The 21847-nt window shown below is 66.9% G+C and carries 20 protein-coding genes; 9 read left to right on the top strand and 11 right to left on the bottom strand.

Features of this window, described 5'->3' with window-relative positions; all coding sequences use genetic code 11:
• Window positions 1-46: 46 nt before the first annotated feature.
• Window positions 47-1843 (bottom strand): chloride channel protein, encoded by a 1797-nt coding sequence (locus tag ACQR07_RS24615; protein WP_434904710.1) that lies wholly within the window; start codon window positions 1841-1843, stop codon window positions 47-49.
• A 252-nt stretch (window positions 1844-2095) separates the two neighbouring features.
• Window positions 2096-3328, bottom strand: coding sequence for an acetyl-CoA C-acetyltransferase (locus ACQR07_RS24610; RefSeq protein ID WP_434904709.1), 1233 nt, complete (start codon window positions 3326-3328; stop codon window positions 2096-2098).
• A 600-nt stretch (window positions 3329-3928) separates the two neighbouring features.
• On the opposite strand from ACQR07_RS24610, the gene ACQR07_RS24605 reads away from it, so the two are divergent.
• From ACQR07_RS24605 to ACQR07_RS24590, 4 genes are all read left to right on the top strand, one after another.
• Window positions 3929-4897, top strand: a complete 969-nt coding sequence (locus ACQR07_RS24605; protein WP_434904708.1) for an amidohydrolase family protein — start codon at window positions 3929-3931, stop codon at window positions 4895-4897.
• Window positions 4898-4945: 48 nt separating this feature from the next.
• Window positions 4946-6262, top strand: a complete 1317-nt coding sequence (dctA, locus tag ACQR07_RS24600; RefSeq protein WP_434904707.1) for a C4-dicarboxylate transporter DctA — start codon at window positions 4946-4948, stop codon at window positions 6260-6262.
• Window positions 6263-6294: 32 nt separating this feature from the next.
• The gene (locus ACQR07_RS24595) at window positions 6295-7095 is read left to right on the top strand and encodes an ABC transporter substrate-binding protein (RefSeq protein WP_434904706.1); all 801 of its coding nucleotides are present in this window, start codon (window positions 6295-6297) and stop codon (window positions 7093-7095) included.
• A 508-nt stretch (window positions 7096-7603) separates the two neighbouring features.
• Complete coding sequence (locus ACQR07_RS24590) at window positions 7604-8521, top strand: PepSY domain-containing protein (protein ID WP_434904705.1); 918 nt, start codon at window positions 7604-7606, stop codon at window positions 8519-8521.
• Between the two features lie 96 nt (window positions 8522-8617).
• Here ACQR07_RS24590 and ACQR07_RS24585 read toward each other — a convergent pair whose 3' ends face one another.
• Together ACQR07_RS24585 and ACQR07_RS24580 are read right to left on the bottom strand one after the other, a co-directional pair.
• Window positions 8618-9457, bottom strand: a complete 840-nt coding sequence (locus ACQR07_RS24585) for a class III extradiol dioxygenase family protein (protein WP_434904704.1) — start codon at window positions 9455-9457, stop codon at window positions 8618-8620.
• 5 nt (window positions 9458-9462) lie between these two features.
• On the bottom strand, window positions 9463-9816 hold the full coding sequence (locus ACQR07_RS24580; RefSeq protein ID WP_434868442.1) for a protocatechuate 4,5-dioxygenase subunit alpha: 354 nt from the start codon (window positions 9814-9816) through the stop codon (window positions 9463-9465).
• Window positions 9817-9938: 122 nt separating this feature from the next.
• Between ACQR07_RS24580 and ACQR07_RS24575 the strand changes: the two genes are divergently transcribed.
• Window positions 9939-10871 (top strand): LysR family transcriptional regulator, encoded by a 933-nt coding sequence (locus ACQR07_RS24575; RefSeq protein WP_434904703.1) that lies wholly within the window; start codon window positions 9939-9941, stop codon window positions 10869-10871.
• A gap of 18 nt (window positions 10872-10889) precedes the next feature.
• On the opposite strand, the gene ACQR07_RS24570 is transcribed toward ACQR07_RS24575, so the two are convergent.
• The 3 genes from ACQR07_RS24570 to ACQR07_RS24560 all read right to left on the bottom strand — a co-directional run bounded on the left by ACQR07_RS24570 (window position 10890) and on the right by ACQR07_RS24560 (window position 13336).
• Window positions 10890-11276, bottom strand: a complete 387-nt coding sequence (locus ACQR07_RS24570) for a VOC family protein (RefSeq protein ID WP_434904702.1) — start codon at window positions 11274-11276, stop codon at window positions 10890-10892.
• Between the two features lie 70 nt (window positions 11277-11346).
• Window positions 11347-12624 carry a flavin monoamine oxidase family protein gene (locus ACQR07_RS24565; protein WP_434904701.1) on the bottom strand — a complete coding sequence of 426 codons (1278 nt, stop codon included), beginning with the start codon at window positions 12622-12624 and terminating at the stop codon, window positions 11347-11349.
• The gene (locus tag ACQR07_RS24560; protein WP_434904700.1) at window positions 12617-13336 is read right to left on the bottom strand and encodes a RibD family protein; all 720 of its coding nucleotides are present in this window, start codon (window positions 13334-13336) and stop codon (window positions 12617-12619) included. The genes ACQR07_RS24565 and ACQR07_RS24560 overlap by 8 nt, the downstream gene beginning before the upstream one ends.
• A 409-nt stretch (window positions 13337-13745) precedes the next feature.
• Between ACQR07_RS24560 and ACQR07_RS24555 the strand changes: the two genes are divergently transcribed.
• Together ACQR07_RS24555 and ACQR07_RS24550 are read left to right on the top strand one after the other, a co-directional pair.
• Window positions 13746-15248, top strand: a complete 1503-nt coding sequence (locus tag ACQR07_RS24555) for an alpha/beta hydrolase (RefSeq protein WP_434904699.1) — start codon at window positions 13746-13748, stop codon at window positions 15246-15248.
• Between the two features lie 58 nt (window positions 15249-15306).
• Window positions 15307-15660, top strand: coding sequence for a DUF2200 domain-containing protein (locus tag ACQR07_RS24550; RefSeq protein ID WP_434904698.1), 354 nt, complete (start codon window positions 15307-15309; stop codon window positions 15658-15660).
• Window positions 15661-15691: 31 nt separating this feature from the next.
• Here ACQR07_RS24550 and ACQR07_RS24545 read toward each other — a convergent pair whose 3' ends face one another.
• Complete coding sequence (locus ACQR07_RS24545) at window positions 15692-16606, bottom strand: PaaI family thioesterase (protein WP_434904697.1); 915 nt, start codon at window positions 16604-16606, stop codon at window positions 15692-15694.
• Between the two features lie 318 nt (window positions 16607-16924).
• Between ACQR07_RS24545 and ACQR07_RS24540 the strand changes: the two genes are divergently transcribed.
• Entirely contained in the window at window positions 16925-17599 is a 675-nt protein-coding gene (locus ACQR07_RS24540) for a hypothetical protein (RefSeq protein WP_434904696.1), read from the top strand.
• A 74-nt stretch (window positions 17600-17673) separates the two neighbouring features.
• On the opposite strand, the gene ACQR07_RS24535 is transcribed toward ACQR07_RS24540, so the two are convergent.
• Together ACQR07_RS24535 and ACQR07_RS24530 are read right to left on the bottom strand one after the other, a co-directional pair.
• Window positions 17674-19215, bottom strand: a complete 1542-nt coding sequence (locus ACQR07_RS24535) for a L,D-transpeptidase (RefSeq protein WP_434904695.1) — start codon at window positions 19213-19215, stop codon at window positions 17674-17676.
• Window positions 19216-19403: 188 nt separating this feature from the next.
• Window positions 19404-19850 carry a hypothetical protein gene (locus ACQR07_RS24530; protein ID WP_434904694.1) on the bottom strand — a complete coding sequence of 149 codons (447 nt, stop codon included), beginning with the start codon at window positions 19848-19850 and terminating at the stop codon, window positions 19404-19406.
• Window positions 19851-20244: 394 nt separating this feature from the next.
• Here ACQR07_RS24530 and fabA point away from each other — a divergent pair, with 394 nt between their 5' ends.
• The gene (gene fabA / locus ACQR07_RS24525) at window positions 20245-20769 is read left to right on the top strand and encodes a bifunctional 3-hydroxydecanoyl-ACP dehydratase/trans-2-decenoyl-ACP isomerase (protein WP_434904693.1); all 525 of its coding nucleotides are present in this window, start codon (window positions 20245-20247) and stop codon (window positions 20767-20769) included.
• Between the two features lie 12 nt (window positions 20770-20781).
• On the opposite strand, the gene ACQR07_RS24520 is transcribed toward fabA, so the two are convergent.
• The gene (locus ACQR07_RS24520) at window positions 20782-21660 is read right to left on the bottom strand and encodes a bifunctional helix-turn-helix transcriptional regulator/GNAT family N-acetyltransferase (protein WP_434904692.1); all 879 of its coding nucleotides are present in this window, start codon (window positions 21658-21660) and stop codon (window positions 20782-20784) included.
• Window positions 21661-21847 lie beyond the last annotated feature (187 nt).

Raw genomic sequence — 21847 nt, 5'->3', positions numbered from 1 at the left:
GGAGGCCTATTCCATTCCCGGCCTGGAGATCACCGACGCGAGGCGATCACGACAATGCGCCGAGCACGCCGCGCGTCGCCTGGTCGATCTCCTCGACATAGCGGCGGCGCGCGAACGACTCGGTCAGGAAGCCGATCACCTTGCGGCTGTTCTCCGACTCCAGCACGGCCAGCTCCTCGGCGCCGGTGTCGTCGAAGATCCGCATCGCGGTCTTGACGTTCATTTCGGGCAACAACGCGACCTCGAAATATTTGGCGAGCTCGACCACCTGGATCTCGTCGGCGATGGTGTCCAGTTCGCCCGAGAACAGGTCGGGCAGCGACACCAGCCCGCAATAATCGTCGCTGTTGTTGACCACCACAACGGCCTGCCGCGTACCGAGCGCGAACTCGCGCCGGCAGGCGGCGATCGAGGTCGTGGTCGGCACCTTGGCGACGTCGGAGCGCATCAGCCGCTCGACGGTGAGGTTGCGCAGCCAGCCGACATCGTTGGCGCTGCGGATGGTCTCGCCGCGCAGATGCAGCCGCCAGGTCGAGAACGAATGCCCGAACAGCACGCGCACGCACACCGAGGTCACGATGCAGGCGGCGAGCACCACGGCCGTGACGTCGACGCTGCGGGTCATCTCCAGCACCAGGAACGACATCGTCAGCGGTCCGCCGACGATGGCGACACCGAGCGTTGCCATGCCCGTCAGCATCGCCACCATGGGATCAAGCGCGAGCCCGAGACCGGCCATCGCGAGCAGTCCGGCGAACAGCTTGCCGAGCAGGCTGCCGATGAACAGCGAGGCGAAGAACAGACCGCCGCGGAAGCCCGAGGCCAGCGAGATCAGGCACGCCGCGAGCTTGAGCACGATGATGGTGGCGATGAGGCCGACCGCCATCTCGCGGTGAAGGTCGAGCAGCATCGCGCCGTGGCCTGCGGCCAGCACCTGCGGCGTGACGATCGCCATCGCGCCGACGCACACGCCGCCGATCGCCGGGCGCAGCCAAATTGGAATGCGGACGAACAGCCGCTCGACGGCGGGCGAGGCGCGCATCACCACGATGCCGATGAAGGCCACCAGCAGCGCCAGCACGAACAGCGCGATGTACTGCTCGAAGCCGACGGCGCCGACCTTCTGGACCTCGAGCGAATACGGCGCGCCGGTGAGATATTGCGAGGTCAAGGCCCCGGCCAGCGAAGCCGCCAGGATCGGCGCGGCGCTGCCGACCGAATAGACGCCGACGATCAACTCGCAGGCATAGAACGCGCCGGTGATCGGTGCACCGAACGCCGCGGCGATGGCGGCGGCGGCGCCGCAGCCGACGATCAGGCGCAGATCATTGCGGCGAAGCGTGAGATATTGGCCGAGCAGCGACGCCACCCCGGCGCCGATCTGGGTGTAGCCGGCCTCGAGGCCGACCGAGGCGCCAGAGCCGTTGGAGACCAGGGTCTGGCTGCTGACCACGAGGCTGTCACGCATCGACAGTCGGCCGCCGCGCAGGGCATTGGCCTCGACGGGATCGACGGCGGCGGCAATCTTCCAGCGGCGGCGCAGCCACTCCATGATACCGAGCGCGAGGCCGCCCAGCGCCGGCGCGATCACCGCGATGACGGGATTGACCCAGGCATTGGCGCTGAGCCGGACATCGATCGGGATGCCGAAGATGAGGACGTGCGCGACCTGCGCGATCAGGCTCATGACGGTAACGATGCCGCCGGTGGACACGCCGATCACCAGCGCCAGCGGTATCAGGTAGAATTCGTTGCTGCGCAGCAGCGCGCGCAGCCGCGTGACCACCCGGTTCGAGGCCTTGCGATCGATGATATGCGACAGCGTCAGGAGCACGAGAGCCATTTCTTCTCAGATGAGGCCTCTCGGTGGCAATATCCTGTCGCAACTAGCGGAACAAGCGCGAATTCTTGTCCAGTCGAAACGTGGTTGACTGGTCGGGAAAGTGGAACCGCCGGAGGCCCGTGGAAGCAGGCATCAACGAGCGGGGGGCGGAAAAGTCACAACTGGTGGCTGGCAATCGAGCCCCCATTCGATCGGAACGGAACGCCCGCCGGGATGAGCTCCGCAGCGGGCGTGGACAACAGCAAGAGGCACTCAGACCCGCTCGATAATGACCGCCGGCGCCATGCCACCGGCCGCGCACATCGTGACCAGGCCCCGCTTGAGGTCGCGTCGCTCGAGTTCGTCGAGCACGGTGCCGATCAGGATCGATCCGGTGGCGCCGATCGGATGGCCGAGCGCGATCGAGCCGCCGTTGACGTTGACCTTGGCGCGATCGAGCTTGAGGTCGCGGATGTACTTCTCGGCCACGACCGCGAACGCCTCGTTGATCTCGAACAGGTCGATGTCGTCGATGCCGAGCCCCGCCTTGGCCAGCACCTTGCGCGTCGCCGGCACCGGCGCGTTCAGCATCAGCGTCGGGTCGTCGCCCATGTTGGCCATGGCAACCACACGCGCGCGCGGCTTCAGGCCATGCGCCTTGGCGTAGGACGGCGACGCCAGCAGGATCGCGGCGGCGCCATCGACGACGCCCGAGGAGTTGCCGGCGTGGTGCATGAACTCGATCTCGAGGCCGGGATAGCGCTGCAGGATCAGGTTGCGGTAGGTCGTGCCCTTGTCGTCGAGCGCATAGTCGGCGATCGCCGGAAAAGCCGGCTTCAGCCCGGCCAGCGCCTCAGCCGTGGTCTGCGGCCGCGGATACTCCTCGTGGTCGAGCGCGAGGCTGCCATCGTCGCGATGCACCGGCACGAGGCTCTTCTTGAAGTGGCCAGCCGCGATCGCCGCGGCCGCCCGCTTCTGGCTCTCCAGCCCGAGCGCGTCGACGTCGGCACGGGTGATGCCTTCCATGGTGGCGATGGCGTCGGCGCAGACGCCCTGGTGCGACTGCGGATGCAGCGCGCGCAGATGCAGATTGCCGGCGTCCATCATCAGCGGCCCCTCGCCGCGCCGGCCCTCCATCGACATCATCTCACAGCCGCCGGCGACGACGAGGTCCTCCTGCCCGGCCATGATCGAGCTTGCTGCGATGTTGACGCTGGTGATGCCGGAGCCGCAGAAGCGGTCGAGCGTGACGCCGGAGGCGCGGATGTCGTAGCCGGCGTCGAGCGCCGACATGCGGCCGAGATCGCCGCTCTGCGGGCCGCGCTGCGACGAGCAGCCCCAGATGATGTCGTCGACATCGCCAGTATTGATGCCGGTGCGATCGGCCAGCGCGCGCAGCACGGTGGCGCCGAGATGCTGCGGATGCAGCCCGGCGAGCGCCCCCTTGCCCGCCTTGCCGATGCCGCGCGGAGTCCTGCAGGCGTCGATGATGAGCGCGTCGACCATGGTGTTTCCTTTGCCCAATGTTGTTGTGCGGTTGACGGCGACGCGGCGGGCCAGCGCCGTCACGACCGCCTTTGCCGTCGCATAGCATTCCGCCTGCGGTCCCTACAACGGCGCTTGAAGCCGCCACGACATGCTCAGAACGCACGCCAGAGCGTTGAGGCAACTCACCTTTCCGCCGCACGAACAATCCATCGCAATGGCGCGATGGGGCCTGCTGCTCGCAGTTCGGTTGAAGGGCCGCCTTCTTCGCGCACGTACGCTGCGATGCAGCTCCAGCTAACGCATTTGCAACATCGCCGGGGGGCTCGCAGAGCATTGTCCAATCTAGAGAACTGACCGTTCGCCCAATGCTTCTTGTCAGACTTCAACGCCTGCAAGATCCTCCCGGTCAGAAACGGATTGGATCGAGGCAATCGGCCGCCCCCCGTTGCAATACGGACGCTGCACGGCGCTGGCTCGGGAGGACACGATGACCACGCTGTCACGTTGCAAGGCCGCCTGATCTCTACGCTGCGGCGTGAAGATAGCAAATACGAACGATGCCGGGGCCTGGCAGGCCTGCGCCTGCCTGAGACCGCGGCCATTGAGGAGGACGCTGTGATGTTGAGACGAGATCTGCTGGCCACCATGGCCGGGCTGGGAGCGGCGAGCGTGTTCGGTACCGGCCCTGCACTCTCCGCCGGCGAGGCCACGCCTCCCAGCATCCCCGGCCCGGATCCGGCCACCAAGACACCTAGCTTCAAGGCGCCGCCGGGCAGCGTCGATACCCACACCCACATCTTCGGACCGGCATCGGCGTACCCGTTCTCGCCGACCCGGCCCTACACGCCGCCCGACGCGCCGCTCGAGATGTTCCGAGCGCTGCACGCCAAGATCGGCGTCGAGCGCGCGGTCATCGTTAATGCCACCGTCCACGGCACCGACAATCGCGTCGTCACCGATGCGATCGCGCAGAGCAACGGCAACTACAAGGGCGTCGCCAACATCAACGCGGCGATGTCGGACGCCGACCTCACAGCGCTGGGCAAGGCCGGCATCTGCGCCTGCCGCTTCGCCTTCCTGCGCCGCCTCGGCGGCGTCGGCGACATGAACGTGTTTCGCGCCCTGGTCGACCGCGTCGCGGCGATCGGCTGGCACGTCGACATCTATCTCGAGGCCGGCACGATCCAGGAGTTCGTGCCGATCCTCAAGGCGCTGCCGGTCACCTATGTGATCGACCACATGGGCACGATCAGCGCCGCGAAAGGCATCGACGACGCGGAATTCAAGGCGCTGCTCGACCTGCAGGCCAGCGACGAGAAGTGCTGGATCAAGATCACCGGTCCCGAGCGCGCCTCGGCGGCGGGAGCGCCCTTCCACGACGCCGTGCCGTTCGCCAAGAAGCTGATCGAGAACGCGCCGGACCGCGTCATCTGGGGCACCGACTGGCCGCACCCGAACGTCAAGATCATGCCCAATGACGGTGATCTCGTCGACCTGATCCCGCTCTACGCGCCGGAGCCGGCCCTGCAGCGCAAACTCCTTGTCAGCAACCCCGAACGGCTGTTCAAGTTCGACCGCAAGAGCTGACGCGGGCCGCCAACTCCCGACGATTCGTACGCAACGACAGGACCGATCATGACTGCCACGACCCTCACTGCCGACAGCAAGACAGGCGCCCGTCGCGCCTGGTGGAAGGAGCTGTGGGTCCAGGTCATGATCGCGATGGCCGCCGGCATCCTGCTCGGCGCCGTCAAGCCGGATCTCGGCGCGCAGATGCAGCCGCTCGGCGACGCCTTCATCAAGGCGATCCGGATGCTGATCGCGCCGATCATCTTCTGCACCGTCGTCAACGGCATCGCCCACATGGCCGACATGGCCAAAGTCGGCCGGGTCGCGATCAAGGCGCTGATCTATTTCGAGGTGATCACGACGCTGGCGCTGATCATCGGCCTTGCCGCGGTGAACCTGTTCCAGCCCGGCGTCGGCATGAACGTCGACCCGGCGACCATCAACTCCGCGACGATCGAGCCCTACGTCAAGCAGACCGCGGCGGTCGGCTTCGTGCCGTTCCTGCTCAACATCATCCCGCAGACCTTCGTCGGCGCCTTCTCCGAGGGCAACATCCTGCAGGTGCTGTTCATCTCGGTGATGTGCGGCTTCGCGCTGATCTGGCTCGGCGATCGCGCCAAGGCAGTGACCGATGTGGTCGAAGTCGCCGGGCAAATGATCTTCGGCGTCGTGAGGATCGTGATGTGGGCGGCGCCGCTCGGCGCCTTCGGCGCCATTGCCTTCACCGTCGGCAAGTTCGGCATCGGCTCGCTCTCCAAGCTCGGCCTGCTGCTCGGCAGCTTCTATCTGACCTGCCTGATCTTCATCGCGGTCGTGCTCGGTCCGATCGCCGCGTTCACGGGCTTCAGCCTGTGGAAGCTGATCCGCTACATCCGCGACGAGATCCTCGTCTGCATCGCGACCACATCGTCCGAGACCGTGCTGCCGCGCATGCTGGCGAAGCTCGAAGCCGCCGGCTGCGAGCGCAGCATCGTCGGCTTGGTGATCCCGACCGGCTACTCGTTCAATCTCGACGGCACCTGCCTCTATCTCGCCACCGCGGCCGTCTTCCTGGCGCAGGCCACCAACACCCAGCTCGACATCGGCCATCAGATCGGACTGCTGCTGATCCTGCTGGTGACGTCCAAAGGCGCAGCCGGCATTGCCGGCGCTGCTTTCGTCGTGCTGGCGGCGACGCTCGCGGCGACCGGGACGATCCCCGTGGCCAGCGTCGCGCTGGTGCTCGGCATCCATCGCCTGATGTCGCAAGGACTGACGCCGACCAACCTGATTGGCAACGCCGTGGCGACCATCGTCATTGCCAGGTGGGAAAATGCGCTTGATGCGTCGCGGCTGAAAGTCGTGCTGGACGGCGGCGGGGAAGCAACCAGGCCGACGGAATAGTGAGCGGTCCATCGATGCCGGGAGATCAGCCGATGACATCCTCAGTCGCTGCATGGGTGCGGGTCGCCGCGGCCGCGCTGCTCGTCTGGATCACCGCCGCACCTGGCCACGCCGCCGATGCCGACATCGCCCAGGTCATGGCGCCGAGCGGACATCTGCGTGCAGGTCTCTATCCGGGGACGCCGACATCGGTTCTCCCCGACGGAACCGACAATCCGCGCGGCGTCGGCTACGCCATCGGCAAAGAGATGGCGCGGCGGCTCCATGTCGACTACGAGCCGGTGGTGTTCACCAAGAATGCCGAGGTGCTCGAGGCCATCAAGACAGGCGCGGTCGATGTCGTCTTCACCAACGCCTCGGCTGCTCGCGCCAAGGAGATGGATTTCGGTCCGGTCTATCTGGAGATCGAGCTCGGCTATCTCGTACCCGATGGCTCCGCGCTGTCTAACGCCGGCGATGTCGACGCCAGCGGACGCAAGGTCGGCGTCACCACGGGCAGCACCTCGGACGCGACACTCGGACGCGAACTGAAGGAAGCGACGCTGATCCGATCGCCGACCCTGAAGGACGCGGTCGCCCTACTGAAGGATCATGAGATCGACGCCTTCGCCACCAACAAGGCGACGCTGTTCGAGATGGCCGAGCAGGTGCCGGGATCGCGCGTGCTCGACGGCCGCTGGGGCGAGGAGCGCCATGCGATCGCCATCCCCAAGGGCCGCGATGCCGCACGCGATTTCCTGCGCGATTTCACCGCCGAGATCAGGTCGTCGGGCCTCGTCAGCGCCGCCGCGGAGCGCGCCGGGCTGAAGGGAACGATAGTGCCCGGGAAGTAGCCCTCATAGCGGCTGCTCCCCGGATCACCACCGATCCAACTTGCGCTCAGGCGAGCTTGAACAGCCGCCGAGGATCGTGGCCTTCTCCGCCTCCGACAATGCCAGGTCTCGGCGTAGTTCAGCACCTCGTAGCCGAGCTGCTGCTCGATCGCGGTCTGGTGCAGCGGCTTGCCCGGCGCGGGCATGACCTTGACGTGAATGCCATATTCGTGCGGAACGACGGCGCAGTGGCCGGCAGCTGAGCAGACCCTCACATGCCCTTTTGCTTGCAGCAGACAGGGTCGCGTCATCGCCGCATTGATGCCGATCAATCGACGCATGACCTAAAATTAATAGTTTCGTTGTTTCGCAATCGTCGTGTGCTCAGCTAATGAGAAGATCGCAGCGGCTTATCGAGACCGCTGCGCCATGCCGCAAGAAACGACAAGAAACATTTCGGAGCGGGCGCCGCACGGACCACCATCGATTGGCCTCGCGCCATCTGCATGACGATCATTCGGAGACGACGATGAACAAGCAGCTTCTGCTCAAGCTCCACCGCTGGACCAGCCTGACCTTCGCGCTGCCGCTCCTTGTGATCATCGTGACCGGGCTGATCCTGTCCTTCGAGCCGATCGCGCAGGTTTCCGCCGTGCAGCCCGGCAGTGTCGATGCGGCCCGCGTGGTGGCGCTGATCAAGCAGTACGATCCCGACGGCAAGGCGCGCGGCATCTCGATCAATCCGACGACGCAGCATCTCACCCTCCAGGGGCGACCCGGCACCGAACTCGACATGAGCAGCGGCGCCATCGCGGACAAGCCGGCCACGTCCAGCCTGTTTCAGTGGGCGCGCATGACCCACGAGCACCTGATCGGCATCGAGGGCCTCACGACGATCTCCACGATCGGCATGATCGTCATCATGATCATCGGCATCCTGATGGGCCTGCCAAAGCTGCGCAACACGCTGTCCGGCTGGCACAAGGGCGCGGCGTGGTTCACGCTGCCGCTGATCCTGCTGAGCCCGCTGACCGGGCTGCTGCTCGATCCTAGCAACAGCTTCTTCGCCGCGCCGCCGGCTGTGACCAAGCGCATCTCACTGCCGGAGGCGGTCAGCATCGTCGCGAAAGATCATGATCTCGCCACCGTCAACATGATTGGCAGCCGCGGCGGGCGCATGATGGCGCGGATCATCGAGGGCGACGAGCTACGCGCCTATGCCGTGACGGCCGACGGCCTCTCCGCGCTGCCGCGCAACTGGGTGCGGCTGCTGCACGAAGGCAACTGGTCGCTGATCGGCAGCGCCGCCAATGTGCTGATCTCGGTGGTGCTGCTCACGCTGCTGGTCACGGGCGTGCTGATCTGGACCCAGCGCCGGCTGCGCCGCCCGGATCGGGCGCGGCAGCTGCAAGCCAAGCCGGCCGCTGTGTCCCCCGCTGCACCCTGACGCGTCGCGGGCTCCCGGTCGAGCGGAACGGGAAAAGAAGAGCGCGCGAGCATCCGGCCCGCGCGCTCTTGGCTTGATATCATCACGAAAGAACGATCAGGCCGCCGGCTCCAGCACCATCAGTCCCGTCGCCGTGTTGGAGATCGGGATGTGATAGTTGGAATGCTCCTTGCGCACCTTCTCCGGCAGGGTGCCGCGCGCGACCATCCAGTTCAAGAGTTCGACGCCCTGCGTGCCCGACAGCTCGACCAGCTCGGCCGTCGAATACTTCGTCGCCCAGGCAGGATCATCGATCATGCTGGCCATGAACTTCTCGTCGAAATCCTTGTTGATGAAGCCGGCACGCTCGCCGTCGAGCTGATGCGACAGGCCGCCGGTACCCATCACCACGACGCGCTCGTCCTTCGGCCAAGATTCGATCGCGCGCGCCAGCGCCTGGCCGAGCTTGTAGCAGCGCGCGGCCGAGGGCAGCGGCGCCTGGACGGTGTTGACCACCACGGGCACGACCCGCACCGGCCATTTCTGGTCCGGCCAGCACAGCGCCATCGGCAGAGTGAAGGCGTGATCGACCGCCATCTCCTGGCAGGTGGTGAGATCGAAATCCTCCTTCACCAGATGCTCGATCAGGTGCCACGACAATTCGGTGTCGCCCTTGAACGGCGCGGTCTGCGGAATGCCCCAACCCTCGTCGGCGTTGCTGTAGCTGTCGGCGGCGCCGACGGCGAAGGTCGGCATCTTGTCGAGGAAGAAGTTGAGGCCGTGGTCGTTGTAGACCAGCACGACGACATCCGGCTTCACCTTCGCGAGCCATTCGCGCACGTGCGGAAAACCGTCGAAGAACGGCTTCCAATACGGATCCTGCTGCAGCCCCTTGGCGATCGCGCCGCCGATGGCCGGAACGTGCGAGGTGGTGATTGCGCCTACGATCTTTGCCATGACGATTACCCCCTTGCCGCCAGAAGCTTGGCCTTGAACTGTTCTTTGGTGAGACCGGTCTGCTGCGCGCCAATGTCCTGCATGTCGAGACCGAAGATGCCGGCGAATTTGGCGAGGTAGTAGGCGTTGCCGCCGGCCTCGATCAGTTCGAGCACATTGCGGTTCTTGATCGCCGCACGCTGCTGCGCGTTGAGGCCGTATTTGGCGCAATAGCCGTCCTCGTCGGCGACGAACGCCTTGCGGTTGGCGGCATCGTTGAACGAGTAGCACATCTTGTTGAGGGCGTAGCCCTTGCGGGCCTGCTCGCCGTCGAAGATGGTGGTACCGGGCACGGGCTGCCGGGCCGTGGTGGTGGACATTGTAACCTCCCCTGTGATGCTTCGAACGGCCGCGATTGATCTGGATCAAACGCGGCCGCCGTTCGTGTCGCCACTATGATGCTCCGACAGCATCAATAAAGGCCGCCCGGCCGATCTGATCCATGAGCCAATTCGATCATTTGGACCTCGACGGCCATCTGCTGCAGCTGCTGCTCGCCGTGATCGAGGAGGGCTCGGTGACGCGCGCCGCAATCCGGCTCGGCGTGACGCAATCGGCCGTCAGCCATCTGCTGGACAAATTGCGCGCCATCACCGGCGATCCGCTGTTCGTCAAATCCGGCCGCGGCATCGTCCCGACCGCGCATGCGCAACTGCTCGCACTACGCGCCCGCGCTCTGCTCGACGATCTCCGAAGCTTTTCGCACGCGGCAGCGTTCGAGCCGGGCAAAGTCTCCGCCCAGGTGACGATCGCGGCCAATGATCTGCAGCGCGACCTGCTGCTGCCCTCGCTGCTGCGCTATGCGCGCGCGCAGGCGCCCGGCCTCAGCCTGCGCGTCATCCCCTCCGGCGCGCCGACGCCGGAGATGCTGCGCGAGGAGCACTGCCAGCTCATCATCACGCCGCGCCCCCCCGAGGGCAGCGACATCCTGCAGAAGCGGCTGTTCGAGGACTGCTACCGCGTGTTCTACGATGCCGGCCAGCGCGAGCCGCCGCAGAGCCTCGACGATTATCTGGCCTGCGATCACGTCACCGTCGTCTACGAGCCGCGCCGAAGGCTCGACATCGACGAGGTCATGGCCGAGCGCGGCATCGTCAGGCGCTTCGCCGCGCAGGTGCCGGACTTCGGCGGCATCGGCCCGTTCCTGCGCGGCAGCCGCATGATCGCGACCTTGCCGAGCCTGCTGCGCGCCTACATGCTGCGCGGGCTCAGCATTGCGCCGGTGCCGGTGCCCTGCCCGGCGATGCCGATGTACATGGTCTGGCACCTGCGCCACCACGACGACCCGATGCATCGCTGGCTGCGCCAGCAGCTCGAGATCGTGGTCGCGCCGAGCCTGGCTGCCGCCGCCGAGCACATGCCGGTGGCGGTGTAGTTCAGCCGTTCATCCGCCTCAGCCGGGCGTGTGACAGACCGCCTCGATATTGTTGCCGTCAGGGTCGCGCACGAACGCGCCGTAGTAGTGTTGGTGATAATGCGGCCGCACGCCGGGCGATCCGTTGTCGCGTCCGCCCGCCGCCATCGCGGCCTGGTAGAACGCGTCGACCGTGGCGCGGTCCTTGGCCTGGAATGCGACGTGTGTGGAGGTCGCGGTCGTGCCGCCTGTTCCGATCCAGAAATCCGGACGGCCGTCGCCGAAACCGGCGTGGTCGCCATGACCGCCGGTCTGCTCGTTCGTGATCTCCATCATCAGGACATAGCCCAGCGGGGCTAGTGCCGCTGTGTAGAATGCCTTGGCGCGTGCGAAGTCGGAGACGGGAAAGCCGACGTGGTCGAGCATGACGGTCCTTTCTTGCAGAGAGTGGATGACGTTTAGACGGCCGGCCTGACGACCGCAACGTCGCGCGCGATCAACGCGCGAGGATGCTCTGTGCCGTCGCCAGTCCGCTAGCCAGCGCCGCCTCCACCGTGCCCATGTCACGGCCGCGATACAGCGCCTCGCCGGAGATCAGCACGGGGCCGCCGTCCCACTGCGTGAGCAAATCCTGCGCGCCGCGCGTGGCGAGCGTCGCATAGGAATAGGCACCACGCGCGAACGGGTCGTTGCCCCAATTGCTGACATGCGCCGCGACGAGCTCCTGCCTGAGAACGGTGACGGGCTTGGCGAAGATGTTCGCTAGGGCGGCGATTCCGGTCTCGACCAACGCCGCATCATCGCATGCGGCGAATTCGCGCGTCGGTGGGCCCGCGAGCCAGCCCGTGAGCACGGCATGATCGCTCGGATGCTGCGTCCACCACACCGGCACCGGCGCGTCGGACAGCAGGAACAACATGTCCGAGAGATCGCGCGCGGGCGTCATGGTCCACCAGCGGCGCTCGAAGCACAGCAGCAGCTTGATGACGTTGCCGAAGCCGATGCCGGACGCGGCTGCCGCCTGCGCCTGCATCGCGGCCGGCAGCGCGATGCTTTGCAGCAGCGGCAGCGGCACGGTCAGAATGGCGAGATCGCCGCGAGACGCCTGCCCGTCGGCGCAGCGCACGATTACCCCATCATTGTCGCTCTCGATCGCCGTCACCACCGAGCCAAGCGCGAACGTCACGCCATGCGCCCGGCAATCGTGTTCGAGAAACCCGACCAGCGCGCCATAGCCGCCGACGATGCGCCGCTGCGGGCCGCGGTCGCCCCCCATCCATTCGTCGCGCAGCGCGAACACGCTGGCGCGATCCGGATCGGCGGCGTCATAGCCTTGCACCATACCGAGCACCGACTCGCGCAGCGCCGCGAACTCCGGGCCGGCGAAATGCCGATCGAGCAGCGTCGTGACGGTGACATCCTGGTCCAAACCGGCCAGCACCGCGTGCAACCGGTCCATCTGCCTATCCGAAGGATCGTCCTGCGAGAACGCGCCGTTCGCGACATGCCAGCGCGCGCCCTCGATGCTCCGGGCCGACAGGCCGGCCTCGGCCAGCAGCCGACAGGTGACCGGCGCCTCGCCATGGATGAACTCCGCGCCCGCATCGGCCCTGTAGACGAACACGCTCTCCGCGAGCGGATGGATGCGGCCGCCGCAACGGGCGCGCGCCTCCAGCACCGTCACCTGCCGGCCGGCGCGGGCGAGCTCGCGCGCGGCCATCAGGCCCGCGGCGCCGGCGCCGACCACAATGATGTGGTTGCGCGCCTCAGCCATGACTGGCCTGAACCGGCACGGCCGCGCCGTTGGTGATCCTGTAGCGCAGCCAGAGCGCGCCGCCGTGCAGCGGCGTCGTGCTCTCAAGGGTCATCGCCGTGAGCGGGGCGCGCCGATCGGACTCGGCCTCGGTCGAGTCGAACACCATCGGCGCGCCCTTCGCACCGTCCACGGCCGGACACAGCACGAGGTTGAGCTCGTCGATCAACCCGGCGCGCAGGAACGTGCCGTTGACATGGCCGCCGCCTTCAAGCAGCAGACGCTTGACGCCGAACTCGCCCGAGAGGATGTCGAGGACGCGCGGCAGATCGAGCGCGGTCTCGCCTGCGAAGATGTAGGAGACGCCCTCGCTGCGCAGACCCGCGAGATGCGCATCCGATACGGATTCCGTGAGCACGACCACGATCGGATCGCCGCCGATGTCGGACCTGCCCCAGCAGATCTTGCCGTGGCCGTCGAGCACCACGCCATAGGCCTTGGCATCGCGCCGGATGATCCAGTTCTCGCGCGGGAATCGCTCGGCCGTCGTCGCCGGATAGACAGTGCCCTTGGCGAACTCCTGGCCGGTGACGCGGCCGATCAGCCAGGCGTCGCCACCGAGCCGCTCATGCACCTGTTCGAACAGGTCGCCCGAGCCTTTCGGACGCCAGCGGCTCGGCCAGGTCCGGCCGTCGACGCTCGATGCCATCAGGCAGATGACCTCCGGTTTCATGCATCCTCCTCGTCGCCATTGCGCGGTGCCACCGAATATCGCTCCCGCGGCGTTGTCAACGAAACGCGTCGGGTTTCGTTCGATCGCGGTCGGGCCCTTCGTGGCTGGAGAGCCGTCCGATGCCGCCGCAGGGCTATCGCACGTCGTGATCGGAGCGGAGCGTCATCCATCCCCACGTCGTCATGGCCGGGCTTGTCCCGGCCGTCCACGTCGTTCAGCGCGCTGAGAACCACGTGGATGCCCGGGACGAGCCCGGGCATGACGGAGTAACTAACTGCCGGGATTTTTGACGGCAACAGCCCCGTATCTTCATCTGCGAGAGCCCTGGTTGTCGCCAAGCGCATCCCTGCGTTAGGTTGGGCCGAGACGGAGCAAGCTCATGGAACGCGGGATCGCGCCGCGCCGAACAATGGCATTCAGCAGACGCGGCGCCGCCCTGCTGGCCGCAACGATGGCCGCGCTCGCGCTCTGCATCGCAGGGATCTGGCGGCTCGAGGCCGCGCGCGCGGGTCTGACGATCACAGCGCTGCAGGCCGGCACGACCCCGATCACCGTCTATCGCCGCGATGGCGCGGCGACAGCTCCCGTGGTCGTCATTGCCCACGGCTTCGCGGGCTCGCGCCAGCTCATGGAGGCCTATGCGTTGACCCTGGCGCAGGCGGGCTATGTGGCCGTCTCGTTCGATTTCGAAGGGCACGGCCGCAATCCCACGCCGATGTCCGGCGACGTCACCCGCGTCGACGGCACGACGCGCAAGCTGATGAGCGAGATCGGCCGTGTCACTGATGCTGCTGTGTCCTTGCCGGGAAGCGATGGACGGGTCGCCCTGCTCGGGCATTCGATGGCCTCCGACATCATCGTCCGCCAGGCCGCGTCCGATCCGCGCATCTCGGCGACGGTCGCGATCTCGATGTTTTCCGAAGCGGTCACGGCCACCGCGCCGCGCAACCTCTTGATCATTTCAGGCGAATGGGAGACGGCACTGCGCCGCGATGGACTGCGCAATCTGAAGCTCGCAGATCCCGCGGCACGTGAGGGCGATACGATCGGCGATCCCGCTGACAGCGGCGGTCGCCGCGCCGTCGTCGCTCCGGGCGTCGAGCATGTCAGCGTGCTGTATTCGACGACGGCGCTGCGCGAGGCGCGCGACTGGCTCGACCGCATGTTCGGGCGGACGAGCTCTGACCCGGTGGCCGCGACCGGCGGCGCGATCGCGCTGCTGCTCGCAGGCATCGTCGCTCTCGCCTGGCCGTTGGCGCAGCTGCTGCCGAAGGGTACTTCTCCGCCGCCCGCGCTGGCGCTGCGCCCATTTGCGATCGCGACGCTGGTGCCGGCGGTGCTAACGCCGATCGTGTTGAGGTTCGTCGACACGCGCTTCCTGCCTGTGCTGGTCGCGGACTATCTCGCCGTGCATCTGTTCGTCTACGGGGCATTGTCGCTGGCGCTGCTGCGCCTGCAGGGCGCCCGCTTCGGCCGCATCGCATGGATCGCCGCGCTGGCGCTCGCGCTCTACGGCATCGCCGGTTTCGGTGGCGCGCTCGATCGCTATGTCGCATCGTTCATGCCGATTGCGGCGCGGCTGCCGATCATCGCGGCGATCGCCGTCGGCGCCGTGCCCTACATGCTGGCCGACAGCATCGCCAACCAGGGCGGCCACGCCGCGCTGTGGCGGACCTTGTGGCTGCGGACGGCCTTCCTGGCCTCGCTCGGCGGCGCCGTCGCGCTCGACCTCAAGCGGCTGTTCTTTCTCTTGATCATCATCCCGGTGATCGTGCTGTTCTTCATCGTGTTCGGGCTGATCGGCGGCTGCGTCGGCCGGCGGACCTGCTCGCCGCTGGCGGAGGGCATCGGCCTCGGCCTGATCCTGGCGTGGTCGCTCGGCGTGTCGTTTCCGATGTTCGTCGCCGGCTAGGTTCCGGCGTGCACGATGAGGCTGCCGCGTGTTACGACCGTCGGGAGAGGAAGCGTTGATGGCCAAGCACCGCATCTACACCACGAGCGTCGCTAGCGTGTATCCACTCTATGTCGCGAAGGGCGAGAAGAAGGGCCGCACCAAGGCCGAGGTCGATCAGATCATCCGTTGGCTGACGGGATATGACCAGAAGCAGCTCGAGACCGAGCTGGAGCGGCGGACGGATTTCGAGACCTTCTTTGCGCAGGCGCCCGCTCCGAATCCGTCGCGATCCCTGATCAAGGGCGTCATCTGCGGCGTCCGCGTGGAGGATGTCGAGGAGCCGACGATGCGCGAGATCCGCTATCTCGACAAGCTGATCGACGAGCTCGCGAAGGGCAAGGCGATCGACAAGATCCTGCGCAAGCCGTGATCGAGAGGCGCAGCGCCGCGATCCGTCAGCCTCAGTCCTGCTCCTGCCCCGGCGCCTGCCGCAGCATGAAATGACCGAAGGCGGTCGCGATCGGCTTGGTCGCATCGTCCTGCCAGGCGCGCGCCTCGAAGGCGACGACACGGCGGCCCTGCTTGACGATCGATGCGGAGGCGATGCTGTCGAGCGCACGGCCCGAGCGCAGATAGTTGATGGTGAGACCGATCGGCTTCGGCGCAGGCACGCCGAGCTCGCGCATGACGGTGACGATGGCCGCGGTTTCCAGGAACGCGCCGGTCATGCCGCCATGGATCGCCGGCAGCACCGGATTGCCGATGATCTTGTGCGAGAACGGCATCGTCAGCGTGCCGTCGTCGGCGAGGCGAATGCCGAGGCAGCGCGCGAACGGGCTGCTGGCAAACAGCCCCGTCGCATCGTCGGGCGCGTCGAGCGACGGCGCCGGCCCGTCGAAGGCCGGGCGATCGGTCAACATGTTGGTGCGGTTGGCGCCGATCATGAAGCATGCGGTTGCGGTCGCGACCGGCTCGCCCTCCTCGTCCTGATAGGCGGTCGCGCGCACGAAGGCGATCGAGCGCGTGACGCGGAAGCACACCGCATGCGCCTTGATGTCGAGACCGGGCGTCGCGGGCTTCTGATAGTCGATGCGCAGATCGAGCGTGGCGATGGCGCGGCTGCCGTCCAGCGCGAGCTGCACCGCCATGCCGCAGCTTTCGTCGAGCATCGCGGTGACGACGCCGCCGTGGATCACGCCGGTGTCGCTGTCGCCGACGAACACCGGACGATACGGCAGGGTCGACCAGGCCTCGCCGGGCGCGAAGCGGTCCATTCTGAGCCCGCTGATATGGCCATAGACCGAGCGGCGATGTCTGATCGCCTCGGCGAGGTCATCGAAGGCCGGCGTTGGAACGGTCGGAGGTGTGTTGGACATGCACGCGTTAGAGCATGATCCTGAACAGGCGCGAAGTGTTTTTCCGTGGATCTCCGGTGCTGCGCCACGGCTCGCGTTCGAAACAATTCGGCGCATTCATGCATGGCGCTCGGCAAGCCAAGCCGCACTCACAACTCAAGGGTGCGAGAACGATGGTGCGATGACGTTCGGCGTCCAACTTCGTAGCTGTGCGTCGCGACCGCACGCGCGCCCCGCAAAACTACGTGGACGAAATGCGCCGCCTGCGCCGCGCGCTTAGAACATTGGCAACCTTAATATGGACATAATGGGCTCAATCGAATCCCGGAGACCTGATCGATGCGCAAACCCACCAAGACGCCGGATGCCTCGCCGAGCAGCGGCACGGCCTCACTACGAGTCGTCCTGAGCCTCGCGCTCGCTGCGAGCGCCGGTGCGATGTGGTGGACCAGCGGCGGGGCCAAGAGCCTGTCCTTCGCCGACGCCTCGCCTTCGCTCGAGAGCCGCGTCGCGGTGCTGACCTCGGAGCTCAACCAGCTGAAGACGGAGACCGCCCGGCTGCGCGAGCGGCAGAACGACACGTCCGGCGAGCTGATCCAGCTGCGCGCCAGCCTCACCAGCACCGAAACCGGCCTCGCCACGCTGCGCACGGCGTCGAGCGAGAGCGCATCGCTCCAGCGCGATGCGGCCGACAAGATCGAGTCCGACATCGCCCTGCTGAAGCGGCAGACCATTCGCCTCCGCTCGGCCCAGGAGGATACGTCAGCCGAGTTGAGCGGGCTGCGCGCAAGCGCGGCGACCAGCGAAATCGGGATCGAGCAGCTCCGCACGAACGCAGGCGAGATCCGCCAGCAGATCGCGCGCATCGAGCTGGCCCGCGACGCGACCAGCTCGATCGGCCGCACGCACAAGCATCGCGTCCGGCGCGTGGCCCGCGCGGCCGAAACCGAGCCGCAGATGGCGCAGCCGTTCATGATGCAGTGGCCGGGCGTGGTGCCCGCGGGCCGGAACTGATCGTTCGAGCCGCCGCTTCAGAGATCGCTTGCACCTGACCTGAGGCGGCTTGCCATGACCACCAGCCCGGCTGGCTACCACCAGCTCGGCTGCACCGGCCGGAAATAGGTCGGCGGCGCGCGCCGCCGCGGCGCGACGGGCTGGCCATCCCAGCTGCGCTGGAAGAAGTTGTTGCCAAACCCATCATCAAACGCATCGCCACTCGCGACGCTCACATCCGCCGTCGGCCGGCGCGTGATGAAGCCGCCCTGCGGCTGATTGCTCAGCACGGCGACGAACTCGGTGCGATAATTGGTCTCGCTCGACAGCGGCTCGTCCGAGACGATGATCGATGAGCGCGCCACCGCGGTCGGCGCGATGCGGTCGAGCACCTCCTTCGGAATCGTCACGCGGTCGAGCGCGTCCTTGGCGCTGTCGCTGCCATCGATCGTGACGGCGGTCCAGCGCAGGCCGGCGCCGGTTTGCGCCACCGCCGTGAACACATGGGTGCCGATCGGCCGGTCGGGATCGCGGATCGTGACCGGCGACTCGATCGACGTATCGAACTCCTCGCCGCCGCCGTCGCGCGCCGGCTTGTGGGTGTTGCGCCTGACATAGACCATCTGGGTCGAGCGGCTGATGTAGACCGACACCGGCTCGGTCGCGAGCTTGGCATCGGTCGCGGCCCTGGCCGCGTCGGTCTTCTTCGCGGCGGCCGCCTTGGCGGCATCCTTGGCGATCGCGGCGGCCGCAAGCTTGCCGGTCGCATCGGTCTTGGCTGAATCGAGCTGCGTGGCGGCATCGGCCGCCTGGGTCGCAGCCTTCTGGCGCAGGTCCTCGAGCTGGGTCTTGGCCTGATCGGTCTTGGCGGCGGCGAGCTTCCGTTCGGCCTGCTTCAGCTCGGCGTCGGCGCGGGCCTTGGCCTGCTCCAGCTTGCGTAGCGTGGCCTTCAACGATTTGGCCTCGCGCTCCGCCGCGGCCGCCGCCGTCTTGGTCTGCGCGGCCGCCTGCGCGGCATCCTCGGCCTCACGGCCAAGGCTAGTGGCGCGCGCTGGCACCGTCGCGACCGCCTGCGCGTTCGGTACGAACAGCGCGGGATGGGAGAAATCCACCGGAGCCACGTCCTCCGGCGCGATGATCACGCGCATGCCGATCCAGGTCCGGTCGAACAGCTTTTCGGCGAAGCCATAGGGCATGCGTACACAGCCATGCGAGGCGGCATAGCCGGGCAGCGGACCGCCATGCAGCGCGACGCCGTTCCAGGTGATGCGCTGCATGTTCGGCATCCAGGCATCGTCATACAGCGTCGAGTGATGGTCCTTGTCCTTCTCGATGATGGCGAACACGCCCGCCGGCGTCTCCCGTCCCGAAACGCCGGTCGACACCGGCGCCCGCCAGATCCAGCCCTCGGAATCATAGAAGGTGACCTTCTGGGCCTTGATCGACACGATCGCCATGATCGGCTCGCCATGCGCCCGCGGCGCGGTCGCCTCGGTCACCGCCGCCGGCCGCGCCTGCCGGGCCTCGGCCGCGGAACAGCCGGCCATTGCCGCAGCCAGGACCGAGACGGTCAGCAGCGCGTGTCCCCGGCGCCGTAGCGCTGCAATGCTCTGAGCCGCCGTGAATCGTGTCACCATGCCCTGTCCTGGTTCAATGCCGTTCCGGCCCACGCGTCGCTTCTGCCACGCATTTATACGCTCGATCATGTCTTGGGGTGAAGTGAGGCAGACGCGCGCATGGACATGCCGATCGCACATGCCGGAACGCGTTTCCTGAACGGAACAAGGCGGAAGCATGTCGGAACGGCGCCAGCATGCAGCGCCGATCAGCCTGACGGAGGCGGAAACCGGCCCAGGAATCGTCGTGCCCTCGGCAGGGCGTCATGCAGGAACTGCTGCGGCTCGCGCAACCAGAGGCCGTCGTAGGAACGCGACTTGGACTCTGAGATCAGGACATCCTTGGGCAGTTCGACCAGCTGTGCGGACCAGCCCGGCCACCATCGGTTCGCTTTCGCCTCGATGTGACCGCGCAGGCGCCGCCAATGGGAATAGCCGTGATAGTCGAAGGCGACCTCGCCGCGAACGACGACGATGTGATTGCCAGTGAACCCGCTTGCCGGCTTGATCCACACCGGAGCGAAGCCAGCGTCCGGATACGCATCGAGAAAGGCGAAGGCAAGGATGTGGCAGGCGCCACAAGCAAAGAAGACGCGCTCCGGCAACGCCCAGCGCCGAACCGGATCCTGCTTCACGCCCTCGGCAACGACATACATGGATACTGATCCGGTCCCTGCAGGTCATCGCATGTGAGGATCTGTCTCGTTCCGCTGCGCCACCTCCATGCCCGGGCTCCGTCCCGGCCATGACGGTGTGGAGCAAGTCGGACTCGAGCCTGGATCGTCGAATGCGAAAGCGCCGCGGTCTAACAGGATCAGAATAGCAGAACTTGACCGCCGGGCCCACACCCTCACAGATCGCGGCGATCACCGCGTCGGTGCTCCGGTCTGACGCGCGCCGCGTGCGCGCCGGCCTCGACGGGACGCCGTCCGCTTGGTGATTTGACGGCATCAGCTTGAAACGCCCGCGCCGCATTCCCATCCTGTATGACGGGCCGCTGCCAGATGCCGTTCACCCGTCGGCGTCCACTGCTGACACGGAGCTGACGCCTTGGCCAATCCGCGCGATTTTCACGTGCCGCAAGCCTGCTACTCCAAGGAGGATCTGCTCCGCTCCAGCGAAGGCGGCTATTTCGGGCCCGGCAATGCGCAACTGCCGGCGCCGCCGATGCTGATGATGGATCGCATCACCGAGCTGAGCCGCGACGGCGGCCGCTACGGCAAGGGGCGGATCGTCGCCGAGTTGGACATCACGCCGAAGCTCTGGTTCTTCGATTGCCTGTTTCGCGGCGATCCCGTGATGCCGGGCTGCCTCGGCCTCGACGCGATGTGGCAGATGGTCGGCTATTGGCTCGGCTGGTCTGGCTCGCCCGGCAAGGGCCGCGCCACCGGTGTCGGCGAGGTGAGCTTCACGGGCGAGATCACGCCACAGGTGAAATGCGTGCGCTATGAGGTCGACCTGCGCCAGGTCAAGCGCGGCCGCCTCGTGCTCGGCCTGGCCGACGGCCGCGTGCTGGCGGATGGCAGGAGCGTGTTCGAGGCGCAGAGCATGAAGGTCGCGCTGACGACATCATGAACCCAGCTATCGTCATGACGACAATCGCTTCTCGAAGAACAGGTCCGGATACGGGTCGTCGTTGAAGCGCTCGATCTCGGTCCAGCCGGTCCTGCGGTAGAGCTGCCGGGCCTCGCCGAGCGCGCTGTTGGTGTCGAGCCGGAGCGTCGTGATCGCAAGTTTTCGCGCGGCGTCCTCGGCCGCGTCCATCAGCCGGCGGCCAAGGCCGAGGCCGCGCGCGGCGGGGGCGACCCAGAGGCGCTTGATCTCGGCCACATCGCCGCCATGGCCCTTCAGCCCGGCGCAGCCGAGCGGCAGGCCGTCGGACAGCGCGACGAAGAAGGCGCCGCGCGGGGCCATCATGTCCAGCGCGTCGGGATCGCGCGACAGCGTCACGTCGAAGCCGCGCGCGAAGCGCCGCGACAGCTCGGCGTAATATTCACCGAGACAATGGCGCGCCGGCTCACCGCGCGGATCGACCTCGTCGATGCTGATGCGATCCCGGGCAAGCGCGGCCGCGACCATGTCCATCGCCGCGAGCAGCGCCTCGGGCCGGCTCGAACGCGCCAGCATCGCCTCGGCCTGCGCATTCGACAGCGTCTCATACGCTTCGAACTCGCGCCGGCCGGCGGCAGTGAGCCGGGCGATGCGGCGGCGCGCATCGTCGGGATGCGGCCGGGTCGTCACCAGCCCCTCCTCCTCCAGGCTGCGCAGCAACCGGCTCATCAGCCCGGAATCCAACGCGAGATAGTCACGGAGTTCGGCGACGTCGCTGCAGCCGTGGCCGATCGCGTTGAGCACGCGCGCGGCGCCGAGCGGCCGGCCGCGCCCCAGGAACGAGGTGTCGAGCGCGCCGACCTCCGTGGTGACGGCGCGATTGAAGCGACGGACGCGGGAGATGGGATCGAGCATGATGTCTGACTTAGGTCAGATATCAGCTGATGTCAATTGGATGCAGGCAGCAGACCCAATCACTACTGTCATCATCCGCGCAGGCGGATGATCCAGTACGCCGCGGCCTCTCGATCAATCAATGCCGTCTCTGGAATACTGGATCGTCCGCCGGAGCCTGTCCTCGGGCTCGCCGGAGGCGAGACCC

It is taken from the genome of Bradyrhizobium sp. HKCCYLS20291 (assembly GCF_051167715.1).
Taxonomy (GTDB): Bacteria; Pseudomonadota; Alphaproteobacteria; order Rhizobiales; family Xanthobacteraceae; genus Bradyrhizobium.
The sequence above is the reverse complement of the archived record's forward strand: the minus strand, read 5'-3'. Positions and strand labels throughout refer to the sequence as shown.

Bases quoted from the DNA above. Each gene is read 5' to 3' on its own strand.
- ACQR07_RS24550 (WP_434904698.1), top strand. From the start codon at position 15,307: ATGGCCAAGCACCGCATCTACACCACGAGCGTCGCTAGCGTGTATCCA.
- ACQR07_RS24595 (WP_434904706.1), top strand. From the start codon at position 6,295: ATGACATCCTCAGTCGCTGCATGGGTGCGGGTCGCCGCGGCCGCGCTG.
- ACQR07_RS24575 (WP_434904703.1), top strand. From the start codon at position 9,939: ATGAGCCAATTCGATCATTTGGACCTCGACGGCCATCTGCTGCAGCTG.
- ACQR07_RS24520 (WP_434904692.1), bottom strand. From the start codon at position 21,660: ATGCTCGATCCCATCTCCCGCGTCCGTCGCTTCAATCGCGCCGTCACC.
- ACQR07_RS24570 (WP_434904702.1), bottom strand. From the start codon at position 11,276: ATGCTCGACCACGTCGGCTTTCCCGTCTCCGACTTCGCACGCGCCAAG.
- ACQR07_RS24580 (WP_434868442.1), bottom strand. From the start codon at position 9,816: ATGTCCACCACCACGGCCCGGCAGCCCGTGCCCGGTACCACCATCTTC.
- ACQR07_RS24605 (WP_434904708.1), top strand. From the start codon at position 3,929: ATGTTGAGACGAGATCTGCTGGCCACCATGGCCGGGCTGGGAGCGGCG.
- ACQR07_RS24555 (WP_434904699.1), top strand. From the start codon at position 13,746: ATGGCATTCAGCAGACGCGGCGCCGCCCTGCTGGCCGCAACGATGGCC.
- ACQR07_RS24530 (WP_434904694.1), bottom strand. From the start codon at position 19,850: ATGTATGTCGTTGCCGAGGGCGTGAAGCAGGATCCGGTTCGGCGCTGG.
- ACQR07_RS24560 (WP_434904700.1), bottom strand. From the start codon at position 13,336: ATGAAACCGGAGGTCATCTGCCTGATGGCATCGAGCGTCGACGGCCGG.
- dctA (WP_434904707.1), top strand. From the start codon at position 4,946: ATGACTGCCACGACCCTCACTGCCGACAGCAAGACAGGCGCCCGTCGC.
- ACQR07_RS24610 (WP_434904709.1), bottom strand. From the start codon at position 3,328: ATGGTCGACGCGCTCATCATCGACGCCTGCAGGACTCCGCGCGGCATC.
- ACQR07_RS24565 (WP_434904701.1), bottom strand. From the start codon at position 12,624: ATGGCTGAGGCGCGCAACCACATCATTGTGGTCGGCGCCGGCGCCGCG.
- ACQR07_RS24590 (WP_434904705.1), top strand. From the start codon at position 7,604: ATGAACAAGCAGCTTCTGCTCAAGCTCCACCGCTGGACCAGCCTGACC.
- ACQR07_RS24545 (WP_434904697.1), bottom strand. From the start codon at position 16,606: ATGTCCAACACACCTCCGACCGTTCCAACGCCGGCCTTCGATGACCTC.
- ACQR07_RS24585 (WP_434904704.1), bottom strand. From the start codon at position 9,457: ATGGCAAAGATCGTAGGCGCAATCACCACCTCGCACGTTCCGGCCATC.
- ACQR07_RS24540 (WP_434904696.1), top strand. From the start codon at position 16,925: ATGCGCAAACCCACCAAGACGCCGGATGCCTCGCCGAGCAGCGGCACG.
- ACQR07_RS24535 (WP_434904695.1), bottom strand. From the start codon at position 19,215: ATGGTGACACGATTCACGGCGGCTCAGAGCATTGCAGCGCTACGGCGC.
- ACQR07_RS24615 (WP_434904710.1), bottom strand. From the start codon at position 1,843: ATGGCTCTCGTGCTCCTGACGCTGTCGCATATCATCGATCGCAAGGCC.